We start from the raw sequence: 25,470 nt of genomic DNA on the forward strand, positions 1-25,470 counted from the left end.
AGAAATTCATGACGAAAATTATTAAAGATCGCGCGGTAGTAGAAGACAATTGGGAAATCTTACAATTGTCTGAAGACGATACCGCCGACGCAATCGAAGTACCCGAAGGAAAAGTGATCGTGCCACTCAAAGTGTGGCAATTTCAACGCGACAAATTACTCCAACGCGCGAAAGAGCGTCAAGATATCGCTGTCTGGTTTAGCAGTAATGAGCAAGCCAAAGAATTACAGCAAGACTTGCATTTATTCAACTTGTTAGCAGTCGATTTTCCTAAATTTGCCGATGGCCGTGGTTACTCTATTGCTTACAACTTACGCACACGCTTCAACTATACGGGTGAGCTACGTGCAACCGGTGACGTGCTACGTGACCAACTATTTTACATGCAGCGCGTAGGTTTCAACGCCTTCGCGGTACGCGCTGACAAAAACATTCATGACGCCATCAAAGGTTTGACCGACTTTAGTGAAAAATACCAGAGTTCAGTCGATGAAAAAAATCCCTTATTCCGTCGTGCGGCAAGAACAGGTAGTTAAAGCCATGAACGAAACAAGCGAATACGAGATCCGATTAGCCAACACCGTCGCGATCTTAGAAAAAATTGCGAGTGAATTTACACCCGCAGTTTTTGCCTCTAGCCTCGCGGCAGAAGACATGGTGCTAACGGATTTAATTTTGCGCCGCCAACTTAATATTGGTATTTTTTCTTTGGAAACTGGTCGTCTGCACAAAGAAACCTTGGCAATGCTAGACAAAATTCGCGCTACTTATGCTGTCGACATTCAATTGTTTAAACCGAATCTCGATGCAGTTGAAGATTACGTCAGACAGCATGGCGTCAACGCTTTTTACGACAGCGTCAACATGCGTAAAGAATGCTGCAGAATTCGTAAAGTAGAGCCACTTAATCGCGCGCTCAAAGATAAAAAAGCGTGGATCACAGGCCAAAGACGCGCCCAATCTGCGACACGTACTGAGCTAGCTGTGCAAGAGGACGATGTCGCGCATGCTATGCAAAAATTTAATCCTTTGGCAGATTGGTCAGAAGATGATGTTTGGCACTATATTCGTAGCAATAATGTGCCTTACAATGCCTTACATGACAAAGGCTACCCATCGATAGGCTGCGAACCTTGCACTCGCGCCATCCAACCTGGCGAAGATGTTCGCGCAGGACGCTGGTGGTGGGAAAACCCCGAGTCCAAAGAATGTGGCTTGCACGTGGTGGACGGGAAATTAGTCCGCATTAAAGCAATTTGAACGAAATTATTTGAAAACCGAATACTGAATTAAAAGGCTTAGCATGAACACCGTAGTAGAAAATCACTTCATTGATGCCGCGAGTAATCGCCATCTCGATTGGCTGGAATCCGAAGCCATCCACATCATGCGTGAAGTGGCTGCTGAATGTACTAACCCTGCCCTGCTGTTTTCCGGTGGTAAAGATTCTGTGGTGTTATTGCGTATCGCTGAAAAAGCATTTCGTCCCGGCAAATTCCCTTTCCCTTTAGTACACGTCGATACCGGCCACAACTTTCCAGAAGTAATCACTTTCCGTGACAAACGCGTGGCGGAATTGGGCGAACGCCTAATCGTCGGTTCTGTCGAAGACTCAATCAATCGCGGCACCGTGCGCCTGCGTAATCCAAAAACCGATTCACGCAATGCGGCGCAAGCTGTGACTTTGTTAGAAACCATCGCGGAACATCAATTCGATGCCTGCATAGGCGGTGCGCGTCGCGATGAAGAAAAAGCCCGTGCCAAGGAACGTATTTTTTCTTTCCGCGATGAATTCGGTCAATGGAATCCAAAAGCGCAACGCCCTGAATTATGGGACTTGTATAACACTCGCGTTCACCCTGGTGAAAACATGCGCGTGTTTCCTATCTCGAATTGGACCGAGCTCGACGTTTGGCAATACATCGCCCGTGAAAAACTTGAGCTGCCACCGATTTATTTCGCACATGAACGCGAAGTGATTCCACGCAATGGCTTGTTGGTTCCAGTCACTGAATTAACGCCACCACGTGCTGGCGAAACCGTAGAAAAACAAATTGTGCGCTTCCGTACCGTTGGTGATATTTCTTGTACTTGCCCGGTCTCTTCCGATGCCGCGACTGTTGAAGCGATTATCGAAGAAACCGCAGTTACCCAAATCACCGAACGCGGCGCCACACGCATGGATGATCAAACCTCTGAATCCTCCATGGAAAAACGTAAAAAAGAAGGATATTTCTAATGAGCATCCAGGTACAACAATCCGCCACGGCCAACGACCTCACACGTGAACGCGGCCTATTACGCTTCATCACGGCTGGCTCCGTGGACGATGGAAAAAGTACGCTGATTGGTCGTTTGCTATTCGATAGTAAAGGCATCTTCGCGGATCAGCTCAATGCGATTTCCAAAGCCAAACATAAGCGTACTGTCGGCGACACCATTGATTTGTCATTACTAACGGATGGCTTAGAAGCCGAGCGTGAACAAGGCATTACCATCGACGTCGCTTACCGTTATTTCGCCACGCCAAAACGTAAATTCATCATCGCCGACACACCGGGTCATGAGCAATACACACGCAATATGGTAACGGGTGCATCGACTGCGGATGCGGTGATTATTTTGATCGACGTCTCCAAAGTAAAATTCAGTGAAGATGGCAGCGTCGAATTACTGACACAAACCAAGCGTCATTCCACCATCGCCCATTTACTGCAAATCGAACACGTAATCGTGGCCGTTAACAAAATGGATTTGGTGAATTACGATCAAACTGTGTACGACCGTATTGTCGCTGCTTACCAAAGCTTCGCAGCGCAATTAGGCTTACGCGACGTACATCCAATTCCACTATCCGCACTCGCTGGCGACAACGTGGTTACCAATAGCGAAAATTTGGCTTGGTACCAAGGCCCGACTTTAATCGAGTTATTGGAATCTTTAAACGTGTATGACGACTGTCACGACGAACCTTTCCGTTTCCCAGTGCAATTAGTCGCACGTCACAATGGTCACGAAGCGAATGATTTCCGTGGCTACATGGGACGCATAGAAGCAGGCAAGATCAGTGTTGGCGACAGCATCGTGGTTCAGCCTTCCGGACAAAGCGCGACTGTCAAAGATATCCAAACTTTAGATGGCTCATTACAAACTGCAGTAGTTGGTCAGTCCGTCACCATTTTGCTCAACGAATATGTCGATATCTCACGTGGCGATATGTTGGCGGCGGCAGATCGTCCAGCAACCGTACTCAAATCTGTGAGTGCTGATGTATGTTGGTTGTCTGAAGAATCCTTGGATTCGCGTCGCAAATATTGGTTGAAACATACGACACGTCAGGTCGCTGCACGTGTTGCGTCGATCGACACTTTATTGGATATCAATACCCAAGAACGCCGCCCAACTGATACACTTAAATTGAATGACATCGCTCGCGTCAATATCAATGTACAGCAAGCCTTAGCAGCTGATGCTTATGACATCACTCGTGCTACTGGTGCATTTATTTTGATCGACGAAGTCACCCATCAAACAGTTGCAGCGGGAATGATACGTCTTGGCTAATTCATCAACATCAACTTCGTCCTCGATCCAACAGGAAACAGGTATCGTCTATTTAGTCGGTGCTGGTCCGGGGGCAGTTGATTTGATTACAGTGCGTGGTGCCAAACTGTTAGCACAAGCGAATATTGTTTTACACGACGCATTGGTCACGCCCGAAATGCTAGAACTGTGCCCCCAAGCGATCAAGGTATCGGTAGGAAAACGCAGTGGACAACGCTCTGCTGCGCAAGAGCACATCAATCAGCAATTAGTCGAAGCAGCCCAACAACACGCCATCGTAGTGCGTCTAAAAGGTGGCGACCCGATGTTGTTTGGTCGTGCTGATGAAGAAATGACGGCACTGGAACATGCTAGAATACGTTTCGAAATTGTACCCGGCATCACTACCGCAATGGCAGCCGCAGCCAGTGTACAACTTCCATTAACCAAACGCGGCGTAGCGCGCAGTGTCGCGCTTTTTACCTCCAGTACCGCACCCGGTGAGGCCGCGGAAACACGCATTCCAGATTGCGACACCTTAGTTCAATACATGGGTGGCAAAGAGGCGATACTCACTGCGCAACGCATGTTAGCGAAAGGTTTTTCACCTGATCTACCGATTGTGATCGTGCAAAGTTGCAGCCGTCCAGAGGAGCAGCACCTGCATCTGAAACTATGTGATTTAGCACATGGCTTGCCTGCCTGTGATGGCCCAGTGCTGGTGATGATGGGCGAAGCGATGCGTCAGCGCAGCTAAGTTTGCATAGCTGAATACGATTGATTATCTAAAATCAATAGCCTTTATTCAATTCTCGATGAAATATTCGCCTTAAGTTTCAAACATTTTGTTAAAACCATGTGAATACATGATTTCCCTAAAAAACTTGCGCTAGAATAAGTTTCATTCTCGCAATGGCTCGTAAAATTGCCGTTCTGAAACTTTCGACTCTCAAAAGTCATTAGGCGTCACATGGAATATTTTGAATGGAATGATAGCTTGAGTGTTCACGACAGCATGATCGATGAGGATCACAAAACCCTCATTGGTATGGTCAATGAATTACATGACGCAGCTGACCTCGGTCAAGACTACATAACACTCTCGAATATTTTACATAGGCTTGCCACCTATACGCAGGAGCATTTTCAGAGAGAAGAAGATCTCATGAAGTCCATCGCCTATCCTCGATTCAAGGCGCATAAAGAACAACATAAAAAACTATTGGAGCGCGTCACTGACTTACAGAAGGAGTTAAATCGGGCGCGTGAACTAGTTGCAATAGAAACTGCAGAGCTCCTACGTTTCTGGCTTACTTCACACATTTTACTCAGTGACAAACACTTGGCTGAAACCCTACACGGTACTTTAGTGATGTCGAAGACAGAGCAATTGCCGACTACGGATTAACCGCAACCGCACGCAAGCAATAATCACGTATTGCTTGCAAAACGCCGGCATCTTCACCAGCAGCGGCAACCTGTTGAATTTGCAAAGCAGGATATTGCTGGCGTATCTCTTCCACCATCAAAGGTAAGTCACGTAACAAGTGCCCCCCCTGCCCTAAAAAAATCGGTGCAATCGTAACCGACTCATAGGACAGATCAACTAATTTTTTCACTACTTCTGGTAATTGCGGCTGCATCAATTCCAAGAACGCCAATTCAACTCTGAGTTCTGGTTCACTCTCTTGAGTTAATTTTTGCAGTCGTAAAAATGGCTCGGCCCAGCTCGCTGCGCGTGCACCATGTGCAAACAAAATTAATGCTTGTTTCTTCATAAAAACCTTAAAAATTGAGCTTTGCGTAAGGCACTGAAATTAACAAATTCGATTATTAATGTCGTTCAACATAACGCAAACCTGCGTAGGCAAGCAGAGAAAAAATCAAACTTGGAAACAGCGCCGTCATCAAAGCCGGCCAGGTATTAATTTGCCCTAAATACGCAAACAAACTATTCACCAAATAGAACACCATTCCCAACATAATTCCACTAAAAATGCGCAAACTAATTCCACCGTCACGCGCATGCAGATAAGCGAAAGGCAATGCTAAAGCCATCATCACAAGAATCGATATTGGGTAGGTGAGTTTTTTCCAAAATGCGATTTTATAACGCTCAGTCGATTGCTTGTTCTCAGTCAAATGCCTGGTGTAGGAAGCCAACTCAAATGCCGACATACGATCTACTTCTGTAAACAACACCGACAAAATATCTGGTGTGATTTCCGAATTTAATTCCTTAGTCGCTAGTTTATGCGTGTCTGACTCAATCATAGTCTGCGTCGCTAAATTTTGCGGGAAGCTCGTCTCCACCACATCACTTAACTCCCAAGTATGCGATCGCACATAGACGGCTTGTTTCGCATTGATCTCGCGCAGCAATTGAAAATTGGTATCGAACTCGTAGATCTTCACACCAAGTAGTACGCGCTCAGGTGACACTTCACGCACGTTCAAAAAGCGCGTACCTATCACAGCAGCATTGCTATCATTACTGCGGATTAAGTCTTTGGTCCACAAGCCACTACGAAAACCTTGGGTGAGCGGTGCGGATGCTGCTTGCATACTAATTTGCTTAGAAAGCTTGGTCGACATCGGCGCGACGACTTCACCTAGAAAGTAAGTAAACAAAATAAATACGATAGCGATTTTCCCTAGCATTTTTGCCGCGGTCCAAGACGACATACTTGCCGCGCGCATAATCGTAAATTCAGAATTACTCGCAAATTGTGCCAATACGTAGATCGTGCCAATCAATACCGCGATCGGCAAAAAATCATAGGCATTGCCAGGAATATTCAACAAAACAGTGAAAATCGCATGCTTTAACAAATAGCCATTCTTATTAACCGAACCCAATTCTTTCATCAAATCAAAGAAAGACGTGAGAACCAATAAGGCAAAAAGCACAAAAAATACTGAGCGAATGATTTCACTACCAAAATAGCGTTGCAGTACTTTCATTAGTTACCCACCAACTGATCGTGATCGACACATTGCTGTTTGGTTTTACGATAAATTTGGCACTTAATACGTCCCCAAACGCTCATTGGATGGCAGCTGCTATTCACTTTTAAACGCCACATAAAAAATAAGGTAATTAAAATCGCCACCACAAAATGCATAGGCCACGATGCTTGCCAAAAACTCATACGTCCCTGCACCACAGATAGTTGCAGCATATTCAAAATATTTAAATTCACTGCAACTAAAATTAACGCAACGATCATATTCGCCGATCGGCCAACCCGTGGATTGACATAACCTAGGGGAATCGCCAATAACATCAATAACAATCCCATAAATGGTAATGAAACCCGCCACAACAATTCACCATCTCGCACGGGGCTAGGCTCTTCAATCAGGGTTTTTGAGGGCAAGGCTTTTGCTGACTTATTATTCGCCTCAACACTGCTTTGGGTTGACAATAGAACCGCATATTTTTCAAATTGCATCATTTGAAAATCGCCTTCAGTCGGCAAACCATCGTAACGCCGCCCTTGGCTCATGACTAAGAATCGATCACCATGCTCATCGATTTCGACTCTGCCCTCTTTCGCCACAATCACGCTAGAACGGCCATCGTTAATCATGCTTGTGAATATATTTTGTACCTTGCTTAAATCACCTGATACTTCTTCCACAAATGAAACACGACCTCCGCCGCGCGATTCTTGAAATTTACCGGGCGCAACTTTAGCAATATCTTCTCGCTTTTCGTAACGATTGCGCACTTCCTGCATTTGTTCATTCGCCCATGGTGACACTAATATGCTGAGCGTAGCAACGACCAAAGTTAAGGGAATGGCGACACTCAAAATCGGTCGAATCCAACGCGTCAAACTCAAACCTGATGCGAACCAAACTACCATTTCTGAATCTTGGTAGGCACGTGTAACCACCAGCAAAACCGAAATAAAACCGGTGAGTATCAATAAAATGGGGAAGTAATCGAGCGAGTAAAAGCCAATTAAAATCAATACATCACTAGAGGCAATTTTGCCGCCCGCAGCGTCACGCAGAATACGAATCAGCATAAAGGTAACGGTGATGGTAAATAGTGTCGTAAACACAGCGCTGGCAGCACTAAATAATTCTCGTCTGAGCGCACGTTGAAAAATCATAATCGAGTAGATCTTATTAGTAGTTATGGAGACTAAGCAAGGGAGTTATAATAGTCGTTTTACGTATTTAAGCGAAATTCAAAAGATTACCGCTGATCGACAATAAGGAGCAAGACGTGGACTTTAGCATAAAAACACTAGCAGCCAAAAGCACAGCAGCAGACAATGCCAGCACCATCAAGACCGCTTGTATCGTCGTTGGCGTGTTCGAAAATAAAAAATTATCAACAGCTGCAACGCAACTCAACAAAAAAGGCGTCATCGACGCCGCATTGAAATCAGGCGATATTTCTGGCAAATCTGGTTCTACGCTAATGCTGCGCAATCTGGCTGATGTCAGCGCTGAGCGCGTCTTATTGGTTGGTCTCGGTGAAGATCCCAACAAAGTATCTGAAAAAGCTTACATCGCAGCTGTACAAAATGCGGCGCGTGGCTTGAATAATCTTGGTGGGACCGACGTTAGCTTGATGTTGCCAGCAGTCGATGGGCGCGATTTAACTTGGGCGATTCGTCAAACCGTAATTGCATTCAGAGAAGCGATTTTCCGTACCGACGCACACAAGAGCAAAAAAGACACGGTTGCGGCCAATGTCAAAAAAGTCGCGATCTATGTAGCAGCAAACGAAGCGGCCGCAGCAAAAGTCGCCCTAGCGCAAAGTATCGCTTTGGTGAATGGTATGGAATTGACCAAAGAATTAGGCAATATGCCTGCCAACTTCTGCACACCTACTCACTTGGCGAACACCGCGAAAAAAATCGCAGCTGATTTCAACATGGGTGTGGAAGTATTGGAGCGTAAGCAAATTCAAGCGTTGAAGATGAATAGCTTCTTGTCTGTGTCTGCTGGTACCGATGAACCACCTAAGTTTATCGTCTTAAAGCATATGGGCGGCAAAGCCAAAGACGCACCGGTAGTATTGGTTGGTAAAGGCATTACGTTTGACTCCGGTGGTATCTCTTTGAAACCAGGCGCAGGCATGGATGAAATGAAATACGACATGGGCGGCGCAGGTTCTGTACTCGGAACTATGCGTGCGATCGGCGAAATGAAATTAAAATTGAATGTCATCGCCGTCATTCCAACTTGCGAAAACATGCCATCTGGCAGCGCGACTCGTCCTGGTGATATCGTCACTTCGATGTCTGGCCAAACGATAGAAATCTTAAATACTGATGCAGAAGGTCGTTTAATTTTGTGTGATGCGTTAACTTATGTTGAGCGCTTCAAACCAGCAGCGGTCATTGACGTTGCAACTTTAACTGGCGCAATCATTACTTCACTTGGTCATCACACGACTGGATTATTCACACGTCATGATGATACGCATGACAAGTTGGCTGAAGAACTTCTGAGCGCTGGTAAGCAAGCGAATGACGTTGCATGGCGCTTGCCAATTGGCGAGCTGTATAACGAACAATTAAAATCTAATTTTGCTGATATCGCGAATATTGGTGGTCCAGCAGCAGGTTCGATCACCGCAGCTTGTTTCCTCGAGCGCTTCACCAAGAAATACACTTGGGTACATTTAGATATCGCTGGCGTTTCTTGGAAATCTGGCGCAGCAAAAGGCTCGACCGGTCGCCCAGTGCCTATGCTGACGACCTTCTTGATGAATCGCGCAGGCTAAACTTCGGTATCTAATTACAAGACGCGCTCAATGCCCGCATCGAGCGCGTTTTTTCTTGTTCGCGCATCTATCGCCATCACCTGAGATTACTTATGAAACTAGTCACCTGGAATGTTAATTCTTTAAAAGTCCGCCTGCCGCAAGTCTTGCAATGGCTGGAAATGAATCCTGTTGATGTCTTGTGCATACAAGAAACCAAATTAACTGATGATAAGTTCCCACAAGCGGAAATTGAAGCTGCCGGATATCAGGTTGTCTTCACCGGTCAAAAAACATATAACGGGGTTGCGATCATCTCCCGCCACCCAATTGAAGCTGTACAAAAAAACAATCCACTATTCGAAGACGAACAGCAACGCATCATCGCTGCGACTATCGCAGGCATGCGGATTATTTGTGCTTACGTGCCAAATGGGCAAGCATTAGACTCTGAAAAATATCCTTACAAACTTAGTTGGCTGGCAGCCTTACGTGATTGGGTCAAAGCGGAAATAGAACAGCATCCACAACTTGCGCTGCTAGGTGACTACAATATTGCACCCGATGACCGCGATGTGCATGATCCTGCTGCGTGGGAAGGCATGAATCTGGTCTCACCAGCTGAACGTGCTGCGTTTCAAGCGCTACTCGATCTCGGCTTAAGTGATAGCTTCCGCCAGTTTGAACAGCCGGAGAAAACTTTCAGTTGGTGGGACTATCGCCAACTTGGATTCCGCCTAAACAAAGGCGTGCGGATTGATCATGTATTACTTTCGAAACCGCTCGCAGATCGCTGTACTTCGTGCGTGGTTGATCGAGTTCCACGCAAATGGGAACAACCATCCGATCATGCTCCCGTCATTGCAACTTTGGATTAACTTAGGCTGGCAAAAATTTAAGCTAGCAACCAAAGCCTCAAAAGCCGATTAGAAAAACTAGTCGGCTTTTTTATTGATCTGTCACAAAATGATGAAGATTTGGCGTGTATATTCTTTTAGGAAGCACTAAAAACAGCGATGTGATCGTTTTTCATGAAACTATGTAATAAGTAAATCAAACAGATCTATTCCTTCATTCCTAGCCAATACGAACCCCATGTCGAATCCAGTTAATTTTCAAGGTCTAAGCGAACAGGAAGCGCAAGCACAATTTTTGATTGATGGTCCAAATGAACTGGCAACGGCAAAAGCGCAAAATGTTTGGCAAATCGCTTGGCATGTCATCTCTGAGCCAATGATTCTCTTGTTAATCTCATGTGGATCGATTTATCTCATTTTAGGCGACTGGCATGATGCAGTCGTTCTTTCTGGCTTTGTGATGGGCATGGTCATAATTAGCTTTTACCAAGAGCGTAAGACCGAACGTGCGCTTGAAGCCTTACGCGATCTATCTGATCCACGTGCAATCGTGATTCGCGCAGGACAACGTATTAGTATTCCAAGCAAGCAAGTCGTGACCGGTGATTATCTTGTGTTATCAGAAGGCGATCGTGTCGCAGCCGATGGTATTTTAATTTCGTCTCTCAACTTAACTGTCGATGAATCCTTACTCACAGGTGAATCCTTAGCTGTCGCCAAAGTGGCTTTCAACGAGCTAGCAACAGATCAAAAGCATGAGACGCATGATCGTGTTACTCAACTCCCTTCATCAGAAGTACAACACCATCAAGACAAGTCTTTTCAACAGGTCACTGTGGGCGCCGCTGGCGGTGACAACACACCCTTTGTATTTTCTGGCAGTCTCGTTGTACAAGGTCAGGGTATTGCTATTGTTCGAAGTACTGGGACACGCACAGCCATAGGCAAAATTGGCAACGCCTTAGCGGAAATTCAAGAAGAACCAACCCGCGTCCAAAAAGAAACCAAACAGATAGTCAAATACGTCGCACTGGCTAGCTTGAGCTTAGCAATTTTATTAGCGGTCTGGTATGGCTGGAGTCGCACAGATTGGACCCGTGGCATCTTGGTTGGATTAACGTTTGCAATGGCGATGATTCCCGAAGAATTACCAGTCGTACTGACGATTTTCTTGGGTATCGGTGCATGGCGGATTGGTCAAAAGAATGTATTAACACGTCGCATTCCTGCCATCGAAACACTGGGATCAGCCAATGTCTTATGTGTCGATAAAACCGGGACCTTAACGCAAAACAAAATGGCCTTGGTACAACTTGTAAAAGGTGAGCATCAATTCAATTGCGCTCATCAGAAAACTTTGCCAGAAGATTTACATGAGGTACTCGAATTCGCTGTGCTGGCAAGTCAAAGCCAAGGCAGCGAACCAATGGACCAAGCCCTGCAGCAAGCTGGACAGGAATTACTCGGCGATAGCGAACATTTACACAAGAATTGGCAGCTGCTACAAGAATATCCGCTGACCAAACAATTACTTGCCATATCGCGCGCTTGGAAAAACACCGATCAAAATACTGATCAAAACTCAGATCAAAATACAGATCGCATCGTCATAGCCAGCAAAGGCGCACCCGAAGCAATCGCGGAACTTTGCCATTTGAGCTCAGATGAATCTGCCGCGCTGATGCGACAAGTCAATACGATGGCGGAGCAAGGTTTACGCGTTCTTGCGGTGGCAAAAGCGGAGTTAACCTCAGTATCCAATGGCGCGGATTTACCTAGCCAACATCATGATTTCAACTTTAAATTACTAGGCTTGCTTGCCTTTGCTGACCCTATTCGCGATGGCGTTCCAGCCGCGATTCAAGAATGTCGCGATGCTGGCATACGTGTCATGATGATCACCGGAGATTATCCAGCTACGGCATTAAACATTGCCAATCAATGCGGTATCGATACGAGTGCGGGCGCCTTATCTGGCACACAAATGCAAACCATGTCAGATGCGCAATTGCAGCAGCAACTACAGCATGTGCATGTGTTTTGTCGCGTCATGCCAGAGCAAAAATTACGCATCGTTAGACTGCTCAAACAAAGCAATGCAGTGGTGGCGATGACAGGCGATGGCGTGAATGATGCTCCTGCTCTGAAAGCCGCGCATATCGGGATTGCGATGGGCAAACGTGGAACCGATGTAGCGCGTGAATCGGCTGATCTTGTTTTGCTAGATGATAAGTTTTCATCGATCGTTGCGGCCGTGCGTTTAGGCCGACGCATCTTTGACAATTTACAAAAAACACTGAGCTTTATCATTGCTGCGCATGTACCTATCGTCGCGCTATCATTTTTACCTGTGATGTTTGGCTGGCCCGTATTACTGATGCCAGTTCATATCCTAATCCTGGAATTAATTATCGACCCAAGTTGCTCATTGGTATTCGAAGCCGAGCAAGAAGAACAAAACATCATGCAACGCCCACCGCGTTCCATGCATTCAAGCATTTTCCAAGCCAAAGTTTTATGGCGTGGTTTTTGGCAAGGCAGCAGCATTTTCTTGATGGTGTTAGCAGTCTATTGGTTCACGATGCTACAAGGTATTGCCAACGATGAAGCACGCGCCATCACGTTCACCGCGATCGTTGTTGGCAATCTCGGATTTATCTTCCTTAATCGTTCGCTGAGTGGCAATTTACAACAGACACTGAAAGCATCGAATCCGATATATTGGTGGGTCAATGGTGGAACACTGATTGCCATGATTTTGATCCTAAGCATCGCCAATCTTCGACAGCTATTTTATTTTGGCAATCCAGATGCGTTGCACTTATTATTCAGTGCAATGTTTGCTGCCTGCGTAGTGTGCGCAATCGCGATCATGCAAAGTGTCTTTCTAAACACAAGAAATGTCAGCACGAAGCCCTCCAAAATTGCCATTTAAGATATGAAATATTCTTAAGAAATCTTGTCTTTAAATACAACAGTTTAAATAAAATTTCCAAGAGGCAAGCTTATCTGCTACATTGTGATTTGACGAAATGCATAATCAAGCACAGAATTTGGATGAATCACTTAGCTGCAAATAAGTGCGGATCGCTCAGTAAGATACGCTGAGCAAATCAATGCAAGATGAAGTGCGTTTTTCTCTATGTGGAGCGACACTGTGTCATGAATAAACCCGAAGCCCTAGCTTTACTTGTGGAACAAGCGCGTCAAGGAGAATTAATTTTTTCCGCGAGCGTTGCCACCTCCCTCAAAGTGCAGGAAGCAATTGACGTTGCAGATTGCAGCCTTGATACAGCAACCAAGATTATTTTGAACGAACCACTACTCGCGGCAAAAGTCGTCGCAGTCGCGAACAGTGCCGCCTACTCACGCGGCTCTGAAGTTAGCAATGTGCGTTCGGCAATTGCGCGTTTAGGCTTTAACACCTTGCGCGGCTTAGTCGCTTCCGTGGTCATGAGACAAATTGCTGGAGCCAGCAAAAATCCGGTGATTCGCGCAAAAATCAATCAATTGTGGGAACACTCTGCACAGGTCGCTGCGCTATCTCAAGTGATTGCCAGACGCGTAACAAAACTAAATCCAGATACAGCCATGTTCGCTGGTATCGTGCACGAAGTTGGGGGTTTCTACCTACTCTCACGCGCCGAAGAATTTCCCTGCTTGCTTGAACCAGATGATTTATCCGGTTCCAACGATGATGCAAATTTTGATGAATTTAGCGAAGCAGCAGCAAAAGAAGAATCGCAAGATGCCATCATCGGTCGCGCCGTGTTAAAAAACCTGAACCTGCCAGCCGAGGTAAATGAAGCGGTAGAAGCAATGTGGTATGGACTACATGCAATGCCACCAGAAACCTTAGGCGACACCTTACTACTCGCTAACGATCTTGCAAAAACTGTCTCTCCACTAGATACCAGAACAGACTCCGAAACCAACCGCTGCGAATCAGAAATCGACTTTGTCGTAGGTGAAGGTAGTTTGCTTAGTATTCTTGAAGAGTCAGAGGATGAAGTAATTACTTTGTCTGCGGCATTAATTATATAAGCCGACAAAAGTCCTCAAAAATCTTTGGTTAGTAAAAAAGGGTTTCGACTGTGATGTCGAAACCCTTTTTTAATTGGGATAATAAATCAATCTAAATCAACTATGCTTGCAAGGCATTTTTGATCTGCTGCAAAGATTGTGGATCTTCTATCGTCGTCAAATCACCCGCATCACGCCCTTCACACACCGCTTGAATCGAGCGGCGTAGTAACTTACCCGAACGTGTCTTCGGCAACATCGGCACAAAATAAACACGTGCAGGACGAGCGACCGCACCCAGCTGTTGATCGACCACGGCCATCACTTCGGCTTCCAAAGCTTTTGCTAACTCAGATGTTGCCGCACGTTCTGGATTTTTGATAATTGCAAACGCAACTGCGGCTTGCCCTTTCAATTTATCTTCGACGCCGACTACTGCCACTTCAGAAATTTGTGGATGGCTAGAAATACTTTCTTCGATTTCACGTGTACCTAAACGATGCCCTGCTACGTTAATCACGTCATCGGTGCGTCCCAAAATAAAGTAGTAACCATCTTCATCGCGAATACCCCAATCGAAAGTGGAATACAGTTGATCATGCGCGAAGTTCGACCAATAGGTTTGCACGAACCGTTGATCATCGCCGTACACGGTTTGCATCACGCCTGGAGGCAAAGGTCCTTTAATCGCCACCACACCTTTCTCATTCGGGCCACAGACCGCGCCAGTGCTTTCATTGATGATGGTCACGTTATAACCATACATGGCGATACCAGGACTACCAAGGCGTGTATCTTTATGTTCGACGCCACGTGCCACCGACAAAATCGGCCAGCCCGTTTCGGTTTGCCAGTAGTTGTCGATAATTGGCACACCCAATTCTGTCGCGATCCAATTCGACGTGGTTTCATCGAGTGGTTCACCCGCCAAGTACAAAGCTTTAAGCGAAGAAATATCGTATTTCTTCATCAGCTCAACCGGATGTTTCTTCAAGACCCGCACTGCCGTCGGTGCTGAGAACATGCGCGTGACTTTATATTTCTCAACGATGCTCCACCATACACCCGCATCAGGGCGAATTGGTGTGCCTTCGTACATAATGGTCGCCATACCTGCAATCAAGGGGCCATACACGATGTAGGAATGACCAACGACCCAGCCAATATCTGAAGTCGCGAAATAAGTTTCACCTGCATTGCCGCAGAAAATATGCTTCATCGATGAGGCTAATGCCACCGCATAACCGCCGACGTCCCGCTGCACGCCTTTGGGTTTACCGGTAGTGCCCGAGGTGTACAACACGTAGGACATTTCATTGGACTCTAACCAAGTGACCGGTACTTCTGCGTTCATATGTTGTTCACGCAATGCCGCATAGTCGACATCACGCCCTGCGACCAAATTCATCGCATCGAGACCACGATTGACTAACAACACTTTCGCTGGCTTATGCTCCGCCAGTGCGATCGCTTCATCCAGTAAAGGCTTGTACGGCACCGCCTTACCACCGCGCATCCCGGCGTCGGCAGACACCACCACCACGGGTTTAGCATCGTCAATACGCGTTGCCAAACTCTTGGAGGCGAAGCCACCGAACACCACGGAGTGCACTGCACCGATGCGAGCACAGGCCAACATGGCAAATGCTGCTTCGGCAATCATGGGCATATAGATTAAAACTCTATCGCCCTTCTTGACTCCGAGATCCAATAACATGGCTGACATGCGCTGCACTTCGACATGCAGTTCAGCAAAACTATAGGTTTTCTCGGAATTGGTTTCAGTCGAAATAGCGATCAACGCCGCTTTATCCGACTGTGTCTCCAACCAACGATCAATCGCGTTATAACAAAGATTGGTTTCACCACCAAGGAACCATTTGGTGAATGGGGGTTTGCTGTAATCGAGTACTTGAGTGTAGGGTTTGTGCCAACTGATGAGTTGGGCTTCTTTGTCCCAGAAGCTGGCTGGGTCTTGAATTGAGGCTTGATAAAAATCTTGGTAGTTCATGGTGTCTCCAGTTTTTATAGCGTTTTGGTTTGAATTCTGTTGAGCTTTCTCTGCACTACTTCTCTATTTGTTATTCTTTTGTTTTCTGATTAACGCAAACGATCTACGAAATTCCGTCATTCCCGCGAAAGCGGGAATCCATGTTTGAGTGACGCTAAGACTCTATCCTGAAATGGATTCCCGCTTTCGCGGGAATGACGCCGTTCGGGCCTTGCTCCCAAGATCTCATAAAACTTATCGCTACGTTTTCCTTAATGGTTTGCGCTTGGTTTACATCAAACTATTTTCTTTGTTTGCTTACTTCACCTTCTCTGGCCGGGGGTGGCCCGGCGGCCACTCACTTTTCTTGCTTCGCCAAGAAAAGTAAGCAAAAGAAGGCGACGCAGGTATCGCTGCCCTTCGGGTACCCAATTGCGCAGGGCAAAAATGGGGAGAGTCAGAAACTCGCTACGCTCAAACATCTGACTCTCTTTTTTCCCATTTCTGCCCAGCACAATTGGCAGCGCTACATGCGGGAACATCAAAACCTACAATCACAACGGTCTTTGGTAGTGCAAAAAACTTTTGAGGCTGATTGTTTGGGGGTTGCTTTTGACCTTCATCCACTTCTGACACTGCCAATTGTGCAAGACAGAAAATGGATAAAGAAAGCTTCGTTGTTTGAGCGAAGCGAGTTTTGAAGCTTTCCCATTTTTTGTCTTGCTCAATTGGGAACCCGAAGGGCAGTGGCAGCGTGGTCGCCTTTTTTGGGTTACCTTTTTTGGCGAGACAAAAAAGGTAACTGGCTGTCGGGCCACCCCCGACCTACAGACCTCAACTCAACCGAACAAGTCAATCAATAACAATCCCCAGGCACTCTCACAAACCCTTCCATCAACACACGAGCACTACGACTCATGCTTGCCTTCTTCACGACCCATTCACCATCGACCAATTGCGCCTCAGCACCAACCCGCAAAGTCCCAGAAGGATGACCGAAGCGCACTGCCGAACGTGCGCCGCCACCGGCGGCTAAATTCACTAAGGTGCCAGGAATTGCCGCTGCGGTGCCAATCGCCACCGCTGCTGTTCCCATCATCGCGTGATGCAACTTACCCATCGACAGTGCGCGTACACACAAATCGATCTCACTGGCACTCACTTGTTTTCCGCTCGAGGACACATAATCCAATGGTTTGGATACGAAGGCGACTTTCGGTGTGTGCTGACGTTTTGCCGCTTCATCGATGTGCTTGATCAAACCCATGCGCACTGCGCCGTGGGCACGAATTGTTTCAAACTTTGCTAAGGCGGCGGCATCACCATTGATGGCGTCTTGCAGTTCGGTGCCAGTGTAGCCAATCTCTTCCGCATTCACAAAAATCGTTGGGATGCCCGCATTGATCATGGTCGCTTTGAGTGTGCCTATGCCTGGCACTTCTAAATCATCAACAAGGTTCCCGGTTGGGAACATAGAACCGCCAGCGCCCTCTTCTTCGGCGGCTGGGTCCATAAATTCGAGTTGAACTTCGGCGGCAGGAAATGTGACGCCATCGAGTTCGAAGTCACCTGTTTCTTGTACTTCACCGTTCGTCATCGGCACATGCGCGATGATGGTTTTGCCGATATTCGCCTGCCAAATGCGTACAACCGCGATACCATTGTTTGGCACATTGTCGACCAAGCCCATGCTGATCGCGCATGAGCCGACTGCCGCGGAAAGATTGCCGCAATTGCCGCTCCAATCGACGAAGGCTTTATCGATCGCGACCTGACCGAATAAATAATCCACATCGTGATCTGCTTTAGCACACTTCGCTAACAGCACAGTCTTCGAGGTGCTCGAAGTGGCGCCGCCCATACCGTCGATTTGTTTGCCATAAGGATCGGGACTACCGATCACGCGCAGCAGCAAAGCATCACGTGCAGCGCCAGCTTGTTGGGCTGCGGCTGGCAAATCTCGCACGCGGAAAAATACACCTTTACTAGTGCCACCACGCATGTAGACGGCGGGGATTTTGATTTGGGCTGGGTGGGACATGGTTTTCCTTACTATCTCAATTTCTTGTACGTTTCAGCTACACGGCTGAGTGTGTTAGTCGTCGCTCCTGCGAAGGCAGGAGCCCAGCGTCTTTCGTCGACTGATCAAGCTCACTCATCAACGTCACTGGATTCCTGCGTTCGCAGGAATGATAGTCCTTATTTACTCAAGCTTCGTAGGGCGGGTGCAACCCGCGCTGCTCTTTCCATCACCTTTGTTACTCAAAGTTCTGGCGGCGCGGGTTGCCCCCGCCCTACATTTCTAAGTTCCCTCTCCCGTCCACGGGAGAAGGGCTTTTGTCACTACTCACACAGATTTCGAAGACTCCAAAAAGTCTTGCGCAAAACGCTGCAAGACACCGCCTGCTTCGTAAATCGACACTTCTTCCGCAGTATCCAAACGGCAAGTCACGGCGACTTCGACGCGCTCACCGTTCTTACGATGAATGACCAGCGTTAAATCCGCACGTGGTGTACGCGCTCCGATCACGTCATAGGTTTCTGTACCATCGATCCCTAAAGTCAAACGATTCACGCCAGATTTGAATTCGAGCGGCAAGACGCCCATACCAATCAAATTGGTGCGGTGAATGCGTTCAAAGCCTTCGGCAACGATGACTTCAACGCCGGCCAAACGAACACCTTTGGCCGCCCAATCGCGTGAAGAACCTTGGCCATAATCCGCGCCAGCGATAATGATCAAAGGCTGCTTACGCTCCATATAGGTTTCGATCGCTTCCCACATGCGCGTGACTTTGCCTTCTGGCTCAATGCGCGCTAAGGATCCGGCTTTGATTTTGCCTTCCGCATCCCGCACCATTTCGTTCTTCAAGGTTGGATTCGCGAAGGTGGCGCGTTGCGCGGTTAAATGATCACCGCGATGCGTTGCATAGGAATTAAAATCCTCTTCCGGCAAACCCATTTTCGCCAAGTACTCACCAGCCGCGCTGTCGAGCATAATCGCGTTCGATGGTGACAAGTGATCGGTCGTGATGTTATCGCCCAAGACTGCCAAAGGACGCATGCCTTTCATCTTGCGCTCGCCTGCCAATGCACCTTCCCAATATGGTGGACGGCGGATGTAGGTCGATGGCGCACGCCAATCGTAGAGCGGCGGCACACTCGCTGCTTGCTCTGTCGAGATCGCAAACATCGGCTCGTACACTTTGCGGAACATATCTGGCTTGACGCTCGACTTCACAATCGCGTCGATTTCTTCATCGCTAGGCCAGATATCTTTCAAGCGGATTTCTTTGCCATCAACCACGGTCAACACGTCTTTTTCGATATCGAAACGAATCGTGCCAGCGATCGCATAAGCAACCACCAATGGAGGCGAAGCCAAGAAAGCTTGCTTCGCATATGGATGAATACGGCCATCGAAATTGCGGTTGCCAGACAAGACTGCCGTCGCATACAAATCACGGTCAATAATCTCTTGTTGGATTACTGGATCTAAGGCACCGGACATACCATTGCACGAGGTACATGCATACGCCACTACGCCAAAACCCAGCGCTTCCAAATCTTGCATCAAGCCGGCTTCTTCCAAGTACAAAGTGACTGCTTTGGAGCCAGGCGCTAAGGAAGATTTGACCCAAGGTTTGCGCGTTAAACCGAGACGATTAGCATTACGTGCCAACAAGCCCGCAGCAATCACGTTACGTGGATTTGAAGTATTGGTGCAGCTGGTAATTGCGGCGATAATCACGGCGCCATCAGGCATTTGACCTGGCACATTGTCCCATGCTGCGGCGATGCCTTTTGCTGCTAAATCCGTCGTCGCAACTCGGGCATGCGGATTTGATGGGCCTGCCATATTACGCACCACGCTAGACAGGTCAAACTGCAATACGCGTTCGTATTCAGCGTGAACTAAGGAATCAGACCACAAACCCGCGACCTTGGCATAGGTTTCGACCAAAGCAACCTGCGCATCTTCACGGCCGGTTAATTTCAAGTAATCGATGGTTTGTTGATCGATACTGAACATCGCTGCGGTCGCACCATATTCCGGTGCCATATTGGAAATCGTCGCGCGATCACCGAGTGTCAAGGCTGCTGCACCGCTGCCGTAGAATTCGAGATACGCACCAACCACTTTGGACTTGCGCAAGAATTCTGTGAGCGCTAAGACGATATCGGTTGCTGTGATACTAGGCTGCGGTTTGCCCGTCAATTCAACGCCAATGATTTCCGGCAAACGCATCCACGAAGCACGACCGAGCATGACGTTTTCCGCTTCAAGACCGCCGACACCAATTGCGATCACACCAAGTGCATCGACGTGTGGCGTATGACTATCTGTACCGACCAAAGTATCTGGAAATGCTACACCATTTTGGCTATGCACCACTGGCGACATACGCTCCAAGTTAATCTGATGCATGATGCCGTTACCTGGCGGGATCACGTCGACGTTTTTGAACGCCAATTTTGTCCAATTGATGAAATGGAAGCGATCTTCGTTGCGACGATCTTCAATCGCACGATTCTTCTCAAACGCTTGCGGATCAAAACCGCCGCATTCGACCGCTAAGGAGTGATCAACGATGAGCTGCACTGGCACGACCGGATTCACTTGCGCTGGATCGCCACCTTGATCGGCAATTGCATCACGCAAACCCGCCAAATCAACTAGCGCCGTTTGACCTAAAATATCGTGACACACCACGCGCGCAGGGAACCACGGAAAATCGAGTTCACGCTTACGCTCAATTAACTGCTTCAAGGAGTTCGTCAAAGTCGCAGGATCGCAACGACGCACCAAGTTCTCAGCCAAGACACGCGAGGTGTAAGGCAGCTTGGCGTAAGCACCAGCCTCGATTGCTTCCACCGCTTCACGTGCATCGAAATAGTCGAGGGTTGTACCGGGGAGATTTTTGCGGAATTGTGTGTTCATTCATTGTTCCTTTTTTGTTATTACTAGCTCGGCAGAGCCTAGATCATGACTGCTCTGCTGGAACGGATCGTTTAGAAAATCCGTAGTCGGGATGCAGCGCTAGGCGGCAATACTCGCAAATTTGGCATATTGCTGCGCTTGCCGCCTAGCGATGCGTCCGAATACGGGTTTTAAAAATGATCCCAAACTTATTTTCTATCTTTCAAAGGCACAAACGCCAAATCTTCTGGTCCCACATAATTCGCACTCGGACGAATAATCTTGTTATCGATACGTTGTTCGATGATGTGTGCCGACCAGCCAGATGTACGTGCGATCACGAACAAAGGAGTGAACATCGCTGTTGGTACGCCCATCACGTGGTAAGACACGGCAGAGAACCAATCCAAGTTCGGGAACATTTTCTTGATGTCCCACATCACTGTTTCCAAACGCTCGGCGATGTCGTACATCTTGGTCGAGCCCGCTCCCACAGACAAAGTACGTGCCACTTCTTTGATGACTTTATTGCGTGGGTCGGACACGGTGTACACAGGGTGACCAAAACCAATCACCACTTCTTTGTTTTCCACACGACGTTTGATATCGGCTTCTGCTTCGTCTGGATTGTCATAACGTTTTTGAATTTCAAATGCAACTTCGTTGGCACCGCCATGTTTTGGACCACGCAAAGCACCGATCGCACCCGTGATGGCGGAATGAATATCAGAACCTGTACCAGCGATCACGCGGCTGGTAAATGTCGACGCATTGAATTCATGTTCTGCGTACAGAATCAAGGAAGTGTGCATTGCACGTACCCAGGATGCTTTTGGTTTTTCGCCATGCAAGAGATGGAGGAAATGGCCGCCGATAGAATCATCATCCGTTTCCACATCGATACGTTTGCCGTTGTGGCTGAAGTGGTACCAGTACAAGAGCATAGAACCGAAAGACGCCATCAAGCGATCAGCGATATCACGTGCGCCTGGCACATTGTGGTCATCTTTCTCTGGCAAAGTACAGCCCAAGACCGAGACGCCAGTACGCATCACGTCCATAGGATGGGAAGACGCTGGCAAAGCTTCTAAAGCCGCTTTCAAATTCGCGGGCAAGCCGCGCAAGGCTTTCAATTTTGCTTTATAGGCGGCGAGTTCCGCCACGTTTGGCAATTTACCATGCACTAACAAATGCGCGATTTCTTCAAATTCGCAATTATCTGCCACGTCCAAAATATCGTAGCCACGGTAGTGCAAGTCGTTACCGGTTTTACCGACGCTGCACAGCGCTGTATTACCAGCAGCAACGCCCGACAAAGCCACGGATTTTTTTGGTTTGAATGTTGGGTTTTCTTGTGTGGTCATTTTGATTCTCCAAAATATTTTCAGTTTATTTCCAAAATCCCTCAACGCTGAGACGCAGAGGCGCAGAAGAGCGCAGAGAAGAGCTTCCTCTCATTTCGTTTTTCTCAGCGTCTCGGCGCCTCGGCGTTGAAGGGTTTTGATTTTCAATCCAATTTACTTATTCTTTTGCTGCGCAAACAAAGCATCTAACTTCTGTTCAAAATCGTGGTAGTTGATGCGCTCGTAGAGTTCCATACGCGTTTGCATGGTGTCGACCACATTCTTCTGTGTGCCATCGCGACGAATCGCGGTGTAGACATTTTCTGCGGCTTTATTCATGGCGCGGAAAGCACTCAATGGGTAGAGCACTAAACCGACATCGGCTGAGGCCAACTCTTCTACCGTGTACAAAGGTGTAGAACCAAATTCGGTGATGTTGGCGAGGATAGGTACTTTCACCGCGTTGGCGAATTGTTTGTACATATCGAGTTGCGTAATCGCTTCTGGGAAGATCATGTCCGCACCGGCTTCAACGCACGCCAAAGCGCGATCAATTGCGGCTTCCAAACCTTCGACAGCAAGCGCATCGGTACGTGCCATGATCACGAAATTTTCATCGGTACGCGCATCAACTGCCGCTTTCACGCGATCGACCATTTCTTGTTTGCTGACGATTTCTTTACCTGGGCGATGGCCGCAACGCTTGGCACCGACTTGATCTTCAATGTGCATCGCTGCTGCGCCAAACTTGATCATCGATTTGACCGTGCGCGCCACATTAAATGCCGATGAACCAAAACCGGTATCGACGTCGACCAACAAAGGCAGATCGCAGACATCGGTAATACGGCGCACATCGGTTAACACGTCGTCCAAATTGGAGATACCCAAATCTGGCAAACCGAGCGAGCCAGCGGCAACACCGCCACCCGACAAATAAATCGCCTTAAATCCAGCGCGTTTCGCTAACAAAGCGTGATTCGCGTTGATCGCACCCACAACTTGTAGTGGAGACTCTTCTTGCATCGCCTTACGGAAGGCTGCACCAGCGGAATATTGAGACATGTTCTGTTCCTTTTTAGTTGGATGCAGCTGCTATTGCAAAGCGCGTGCCAGCGTCAAGACTGTTCCGAGCTGAATCATCGAGACACATTAAAAATCAACGACTTAAGTGATGAAACATGGATACAATCCCGACTAAATCACTTGGTAATAGTGAGAAAATACGTTGCAGCCGCAACGCATTTGAAACATAATTGAAACGCTTCTTGAAACACGAATTGAAACTCACCCTGAAACATTGCTTGAAACACTATTAGAAACACCACCTAAAACTCACCATGAGCCGTCGCCCTCCCATTCCGCGTGATCCACAAGATAAGCCGATTATCTGGACAGTCTCGATTTCACGCCTGTTCGATTTATTTCGCGACATCATGGTGGAGTACGATGCCAGTGCCGACATCGAACCCATTCACCTTGGCTTTGAAGAGGCAGCACAAGTTTTACGTGAACGTCTACAGACAGAGCGTTGCGATGCGGTGGTTGCCGCTGGCTCAAATGGTGCCTATCTTAAAAGTCGCTTGCCGATCCCGGTTGTTATTGCCAAAGCCAGTGGTTTCGATGTGATGCAAGCCTTAGCACGCGCACGCAAGGTTTCGCGGCAAATTGCGATTGTCACCTATCAAGAAACCATGCCGGAATTAGCTGAGTTTAAAGCGACCTTTGGCTTTCAAGTGGAACAGAGAACTTACGTGACGGAAGAAGATGCCAAAAGTCAAATCAGTGAATTAAAAGCGATGGGAATACAAGCCATCGTCGGTGCGGGCTTAATCACAGATTTAGCCGAAGAAGCTGGAATGACGGGAATCTTCATGTACTCCGCAGCCTCTATTCGCCAAACCTTTGACGATGCAATCGAGATTTCGCGCTTAACCCGCTTAGAGGCGTCTAAAGGACGGCAACAACCGATAGGAGAATTACGCGCACGCCACAGCATCAATGATTTACGTGGTGAGTCTATACAGATGCAAGAGGTTAGGCAATCCATCATGTTATATGCGCGCTCTCCAGCCACCGTGTTATTACAAGGTGAAACCGGCACCGGCAAAGAATTGGCTGCGCAGGCAATCCACAAAGAAAGTGCGCGTGCACGGCAAGCATTTGTGGCGGTGAATTGCGGCGCCATCGCCGAGTCCTTGTTGGAATCCGAATTATTTGGCTATGAAGAAGGCGCCTTCACTGGCTCGCGTCGAGGCGGACACGCCGGCCTGTTTGAAGCAGCACATCGAGGCAGTTTATTTTTAGATGAAATTGGTGAAATGCCTTTGAATCTGCAAACGCGCTTACTACGCGTGTTAGAAGAAAGAGAAGTTGTTCGTGTCGGTGGCATACGCCCGATACCAGTAGATGTGCGTATTATTAGCGCAACCCATTGCGACCTTGAACAAAAAGTACGTGACGGACGATTTCGCGCCGATTTATTTTACCGCCTAGCTGTGCTACGTTTGCACTTACCTTCTTTACGTGAGCGCCCTGATGATCTAGTCTCACTCGCACAATGGAGTTTGAAGCAAGCTTGTGCAGCGATAGGCACACGCGCACATCCAAATGCACAAAATGAGTTGGCGCATTGTCACTTTATTTTGAAACAATATGCATGGCCGGGAAATGTGCGCGAACTGCGCAATGTGATCGAGCGACTAGCTCTACATCTGTCAGCGGCACCACTACAAGCCATCACACCAAGCTTTCTAATAAAATTATTACCAGAACTAAATTCGGCCTCTACTACAAATCTGGATAAATTAGACACAACTTCTAGCGCTGAGTCATCAATTAAAACTAATAAATCAAATGGCGATTCAGGTCGCACTTTAGATCGTGATTTAGATTCCGATCTAGATTACCTGATAAAAAAATTCAATAATAATCGAGAGGATATCGCGCGCCATTTAGGAATTAGTCGAACCACCTTGTGGCGTCGCCTCAATAAAAAAAATCTTTGACCGAAAAGAAACAATAAGTAACAAATCAAACAAAAAATATGCGGTATAAATCAG

At 47.5% G+C, this 25,470-nt stretch carries 18 protein-coding genes and 1 pseudogene; 11 read left to right on the plus strand and 8 right to left on the minus strand.

All coding sequences use genetic code 11. The features are described 5' to 3' along the window. The first annotated feature begins 8 nt into the window (after positions 1-8). From KDM92_RS08435 to KDM92_RS08460, 6 genes are all read left to right on the plus strand, one after another. A complete protein-coding gene (locus KDM92_RS08435; protein WP_212683923.1) occupies positions 9-536 on the plus strand; it encodes a DUF934 domain-containing protein in 528 nt (175 codons plus the stop codon). A 4-nt stretch (positions 537-540) separates the two neighbouring features. Further along, positions 541-1,260 (plus strand): phosphoadenylyl-sulfate reductase, encoded by a 720-nt coding sequence (locus KDM92_RS08440; RefSeq protein WP_212684080.1) that lies wholly within the window; start codon positions 541-543, stop codon positions 1,258-1,260. Positions 1,261-1,303: 43 nt separating this feature from the next. Beyond that, complete coding sequence (cysD, locus tag KDM92_RS08445; RefSeq protein ID WP_212683924.1) at positions 1,304-2,239, plus strand: sulfate adenylyltransferase subunit CysD; 936 nt, start codon at positions 1,304-1,306, stop codon at positions 2,237-2,239. After that, on the plus strand, positions 2,239-3,564 hold the full coding sequence (locus KDM92_RS08450; protein WP_212683925.1) for a sulfate adenylyltransferase subunit 1: 1,326 nt from the start codon (positions 2,239-2,241) through the stop codon (positions 3,562-3,564). The genes cysD and KDM92_RS08450 overlap by 1 nt, the downstream gene beginning before the upstream one ends. Beyond that, a complete protein-coding gene (gene cobA, locus KDM92_RS08455; protein ID WP_212683926.1) occupies positions 3,557-4,300 on the plus strand; it encodes a uroporphyrinogen-III C-methyltransferase in 744 nt (247 codons plus the stop codon). Before KDM92_RS08450 ends, cobA begins: the two co-directional genes overlap by 8 nt. A gap of 213 nt (positions 4,301-4,513) precedes the next feature. After that, a complete protein-coding gene (locus KDM92_RS08460) occupies positions 4,514-4,951 on the plus strand; it encodes a bacteriohemerythrin (protein WP_268972848.1) in 438 nt (145 codons plus the stop codon). On the opposite strand, the gene KDM92_RS08465 is transcribed toward KDM92_RS08460, so the two are convergent. Genes KDM92_RS08465 through lptF form a run of 3 tightly spaced genes read right to left on the minus strand, consistent with a single transcriptional unit; the run spans position 4,941 to position 7,667 of the window. Next, positions 4,941-5,321 carry a sirohydrochlorin chelatase gene (locus KDM92_RS08465; protein WP_212683928.1) on the minus strand — a complete coding sequence of 127 codons (381 nt, stop codon included), beginning with the start codon at positions 5,319-5,321 and terminating at the stop codon, positions 4,941-4,943. The two genes, KDM92_RS08460 and KDM92_RS08465, sit on opposite strands and share 11 nt — an antisense overlap. 55 nt (positions 5,322-5,376) lie before the next feature. Continuing rightward, complete coding sequence (gene lptG / locus KDM92_RS08470; RefSeq protein ID WP_189344865.1) at positions 5,377-6,507, minus strand: LPS export ABC transporter permease LptG; 1,131 nt, start codon at positions 6,505-6,507, stop codon at positions 5,377-5,379. After that, entirely contained in the window at positions 6,507-7,667 is a 1,161-nt protein-coding gene (gene lptF, locus KDM92_RS08475) for an LPS export ABC transporter permease LptF (protein ID WP_212683929.1), read from the minus strand. Before lptF ends, lptG begins: the two co-directional genes overlap by 1 nt. A gap of 116 nt (positions 7,668-7,783) precedes the next feature. On the opposite strand from lptF, the gene KDM92_RS08480 reads away from it, so the two are divergent. The 4 genes from KDM92_RS08480 to KDM92_RS08495 all read left to right on the plus strand — a co-directional run bounded on the left by KDM92_RS08480 (position 7,784) and on the right by KDM92_RS08495 (position 14,175). Then, positions 7,784-9,295, plus strand: a complete 1,512-nt coding sequence (locus tag KDM92_RS08480; RefSeq protein ID WP_212683930.1) for a leucyl aminopeptidase — start codon at positions 7,784-7,786, stop codon at positions 9,293-9,295. Between the two features lie 92 nt (positions 9,296-9,387). Further along, the gene (gene xth / locus KDM92_RS08485) at positions 9,388-10,152 is read left to right on the plus strand and encodes an exodeoxyribonuclease III (RefSeq protein ID WP_212683931.1); all 765 of its coding nucleotides are present in this window, start codon (positions 9,388-9,390) and stop codon (positions 10,150-10,152) included. 217 nt (positions 10,153-10,369) lie between these two features. Continuing rightward, positions 10,370-13,066 (plus strand): cation-translocating P-type ATPase, encoded by a 2,697-nt coding sequence (locus KDM92_RS08490; protein ID WP_212683932.1) that lies wholly within the window; start codon positions 10,370-10,372, stop codon positions 13,064-13,066. Positions 13,067-13,293: 227 nt separating this feature from the next. After that, complete coding sequence (locus tag KDM92_RS08495; protein WP_212683933.1) at positions 13,294-14,175, plus strand: HDOD domain-containing protein; 882 nt, start codon at positions 13,294-13,296, stop codon at positions 14,173-14,175. A gap of 100 nt (positions 14,176-14,275) precedes the next feature. Here the strand turns inward: KDM92_RS08495 and KDM92_RS08500 are convergent. From KDM92_RS08500 to prpB, 5 genes and pseudogenes are all read right to left on the minus strand, one after another. After that, positions 14,276-16,192 (minus strand): annotated as a pseudogene (locus tag KDM92_RS08500) (propionate--CoA ligase); the annotation flags it as partial. Positions 16,193-17,000: 808 nt separating this feature from the next. Then, complete coding sequence (gene prpF / locus KDM92_RS08505; RefSeq protein WP_212683935.1) at positions 17,001-18,185, minus strand: 2-methylaconitate cis-trans isomerase PrpF; 1,185 nt, start codon at positions 18,183-18,185, stop codon at positions 17,001-17,003. 306 nt (positions 18,186-18,491) lie between these two features. Continuing rightward, a complete protein-coding gene (gene acnD / locus KDM92_RS08510; RefSeq protein ID WP_212683936.1) occupies positions 18,492-21,086 on the minus strand; it encodes a Fe/S-dependent 2-methylisocitrate dehydratase AcnD in 2,595 nt (864 codons plus the stop codon). Positions 21,087-21,274: 188 nt separating this feature from the next. Then, positions 21,275-22,429: a bifunctional 2-methylcitrate synthase/citrate synthase gene (gene prpC, locus KDM92_RS08515; RefSeq protein WP_212683937.1), complete on the minus strand. Its 1,155-nt coding sequence runs from the start codon at positions 22,427-22,429 to the stop codon at positions 21,275-21,277. A gap of 153 nt (positions 22,430-22,582) precedes the next feature. Then, positions 22,583-23,473, minus strand: coding sequence for a methylisocitrate lyase (gene prpB / locus KDM92_RS08520; protein ID WP_212683938.1), 891 nt, complete (start codon positions 23,471-23,473; stop codon positions 22,583-22,585). Positions 23,474-23,748: 275 nt separating this feature from the next. On the opposite strand from prpB, the gene prpR reads away from it, so the two are divergent. After that, positions 23,749-25,416 (plus strand): propionate catabolism operon regulatory protein PrpR, encoded by a 1,668-nt coding sequence (prpR, locus tag KDM92_RS08525; RefSeq protein WP_212683939.1) that lies wholly within the window; start codon positions 23,749-23,751, stop codon positions 25,414-25,416. Positions 25,417-25,470: the final 54 nt, after the last annotated feature.

The organism is Affinundibacterium baiyunense, from assembly GCF_018139645.1.
GTDB lineage: Bacteria > Pseudomonadota > Gammaproteobacteria > Burkholderiales > Burkholderiaceae_D > Undibacterium > Undibacterium baiyunense.

Excerpts from the sequence above, each read along its gene's own strand:
- lptG (WP_189344865.1), bottom strand. The coding sequence starts at position 6,507 with ATGAAAGTACTGCAACGCTATTTTGGTAGTGAAATCATTCGCTCAGTA.
- prpR (WP_212683939.1), top strand. The coding sequence starts at position 23,749 with ATGAGCCGTCGCCCTCCCATTCCGCGTGATCCACAAGATAAGCCGATT.
- KDM92_RS08490 (WP_212683932.1), top strand. The coding sequence starts at position 10,370 with ATGTCGAATCCAGTTAATTTTCAAGGTCTAAGCGAACAGGAAGCGCAA.
- acnD (WP_212683936.1), bottom strand. The coding sequence starts at position 21,086 with ATGAACACACAATTCCGCAAAAATCTCCCCGGTACAACCCTCGACTAT.
- KDM92_RS08435 (WP_212683923.1), top strand. The coding sequence starts at position 9 with ATGACGAAAATTATTAAAGATCGCGCGGTAGTAGAAGACAATTGGGAA.
- xth (WP_212683931.1), top strand. The coding sequence starts at position 9,388 with ATGAAACTAGTCACCTGGAATGTTAATTCTTTAAAAGTCCGCCTGCCG.
- KDM92_RS08465 (WP_212683928.1), bottom strand. The coding sequence starts at position 5,321 with ATGAAGAAACAAGCATTAATTTTGTTTGCACATGGTGCACGCGCAGCG.
- cysD (WP_212683924.1), top strand. The coding sequence starts at position 1,304 with ATGAACACCGTAGTAGAAAATCACTTCATTGATGCCGCGAGTAATCGC.
- KDM92_RS08440 (WP_212684080.1), top strand. The coding sequence starts at position 541 with ATGAACGAAACAAGCGAATACGAGATCCGATTAGCCAACACCGTCGCG.
- prpF (WP_212683935.1), bottom strand. The coding sequence starts at position 18,185 with ATGTCCCACCCAGCCCAAATCAAAATCCCCGCCGTCTACATGCGTGGT.
- KDM92_RS08450 (WP_212683925.1), top strand. The coding sequence starts at position 2,239 with ATGAGCATCCAGGTACAACAATCCGCCACGGCCAACGACCTCACACGT.
- prpB (WP_212683938.1), bottom strand. The coding sequence starts at position 23,473 with ATGTCTCAATATTCCGCTGGTGCAGCCTTCCGTAAGGCGATGCAAGAA.
- lptF (WP_212683929.1), bottom strand. The coding sequence starts at position 7,667 with ATGATTTTTCAACGTGCGCTCAGACGAGAATTATTTAGTGCTGCCAGC.
- KDM92_RS08460 (WP_268972848.1), top strand. The coding sequence starts at position 4,514 with ATGGAATATTTTGAATGGAATGATAGCTTGAGTGTTCACGACAGCATG.
- prpC (WP_212683937.1), bottom strand. The coding sequence starts at position 22,429 with ATGACCACACAAGAAAACCCAACATTCAAACCAAAAAAATCCGTGGCT.
- KDM92_RS08495 (WP_212683933.1), top strand. The coding sequence starts at position 13,294 with ATGAATAAACCCGAAGCCCTAGCTTTACTTGTGGAACAAGCGCGTCAA.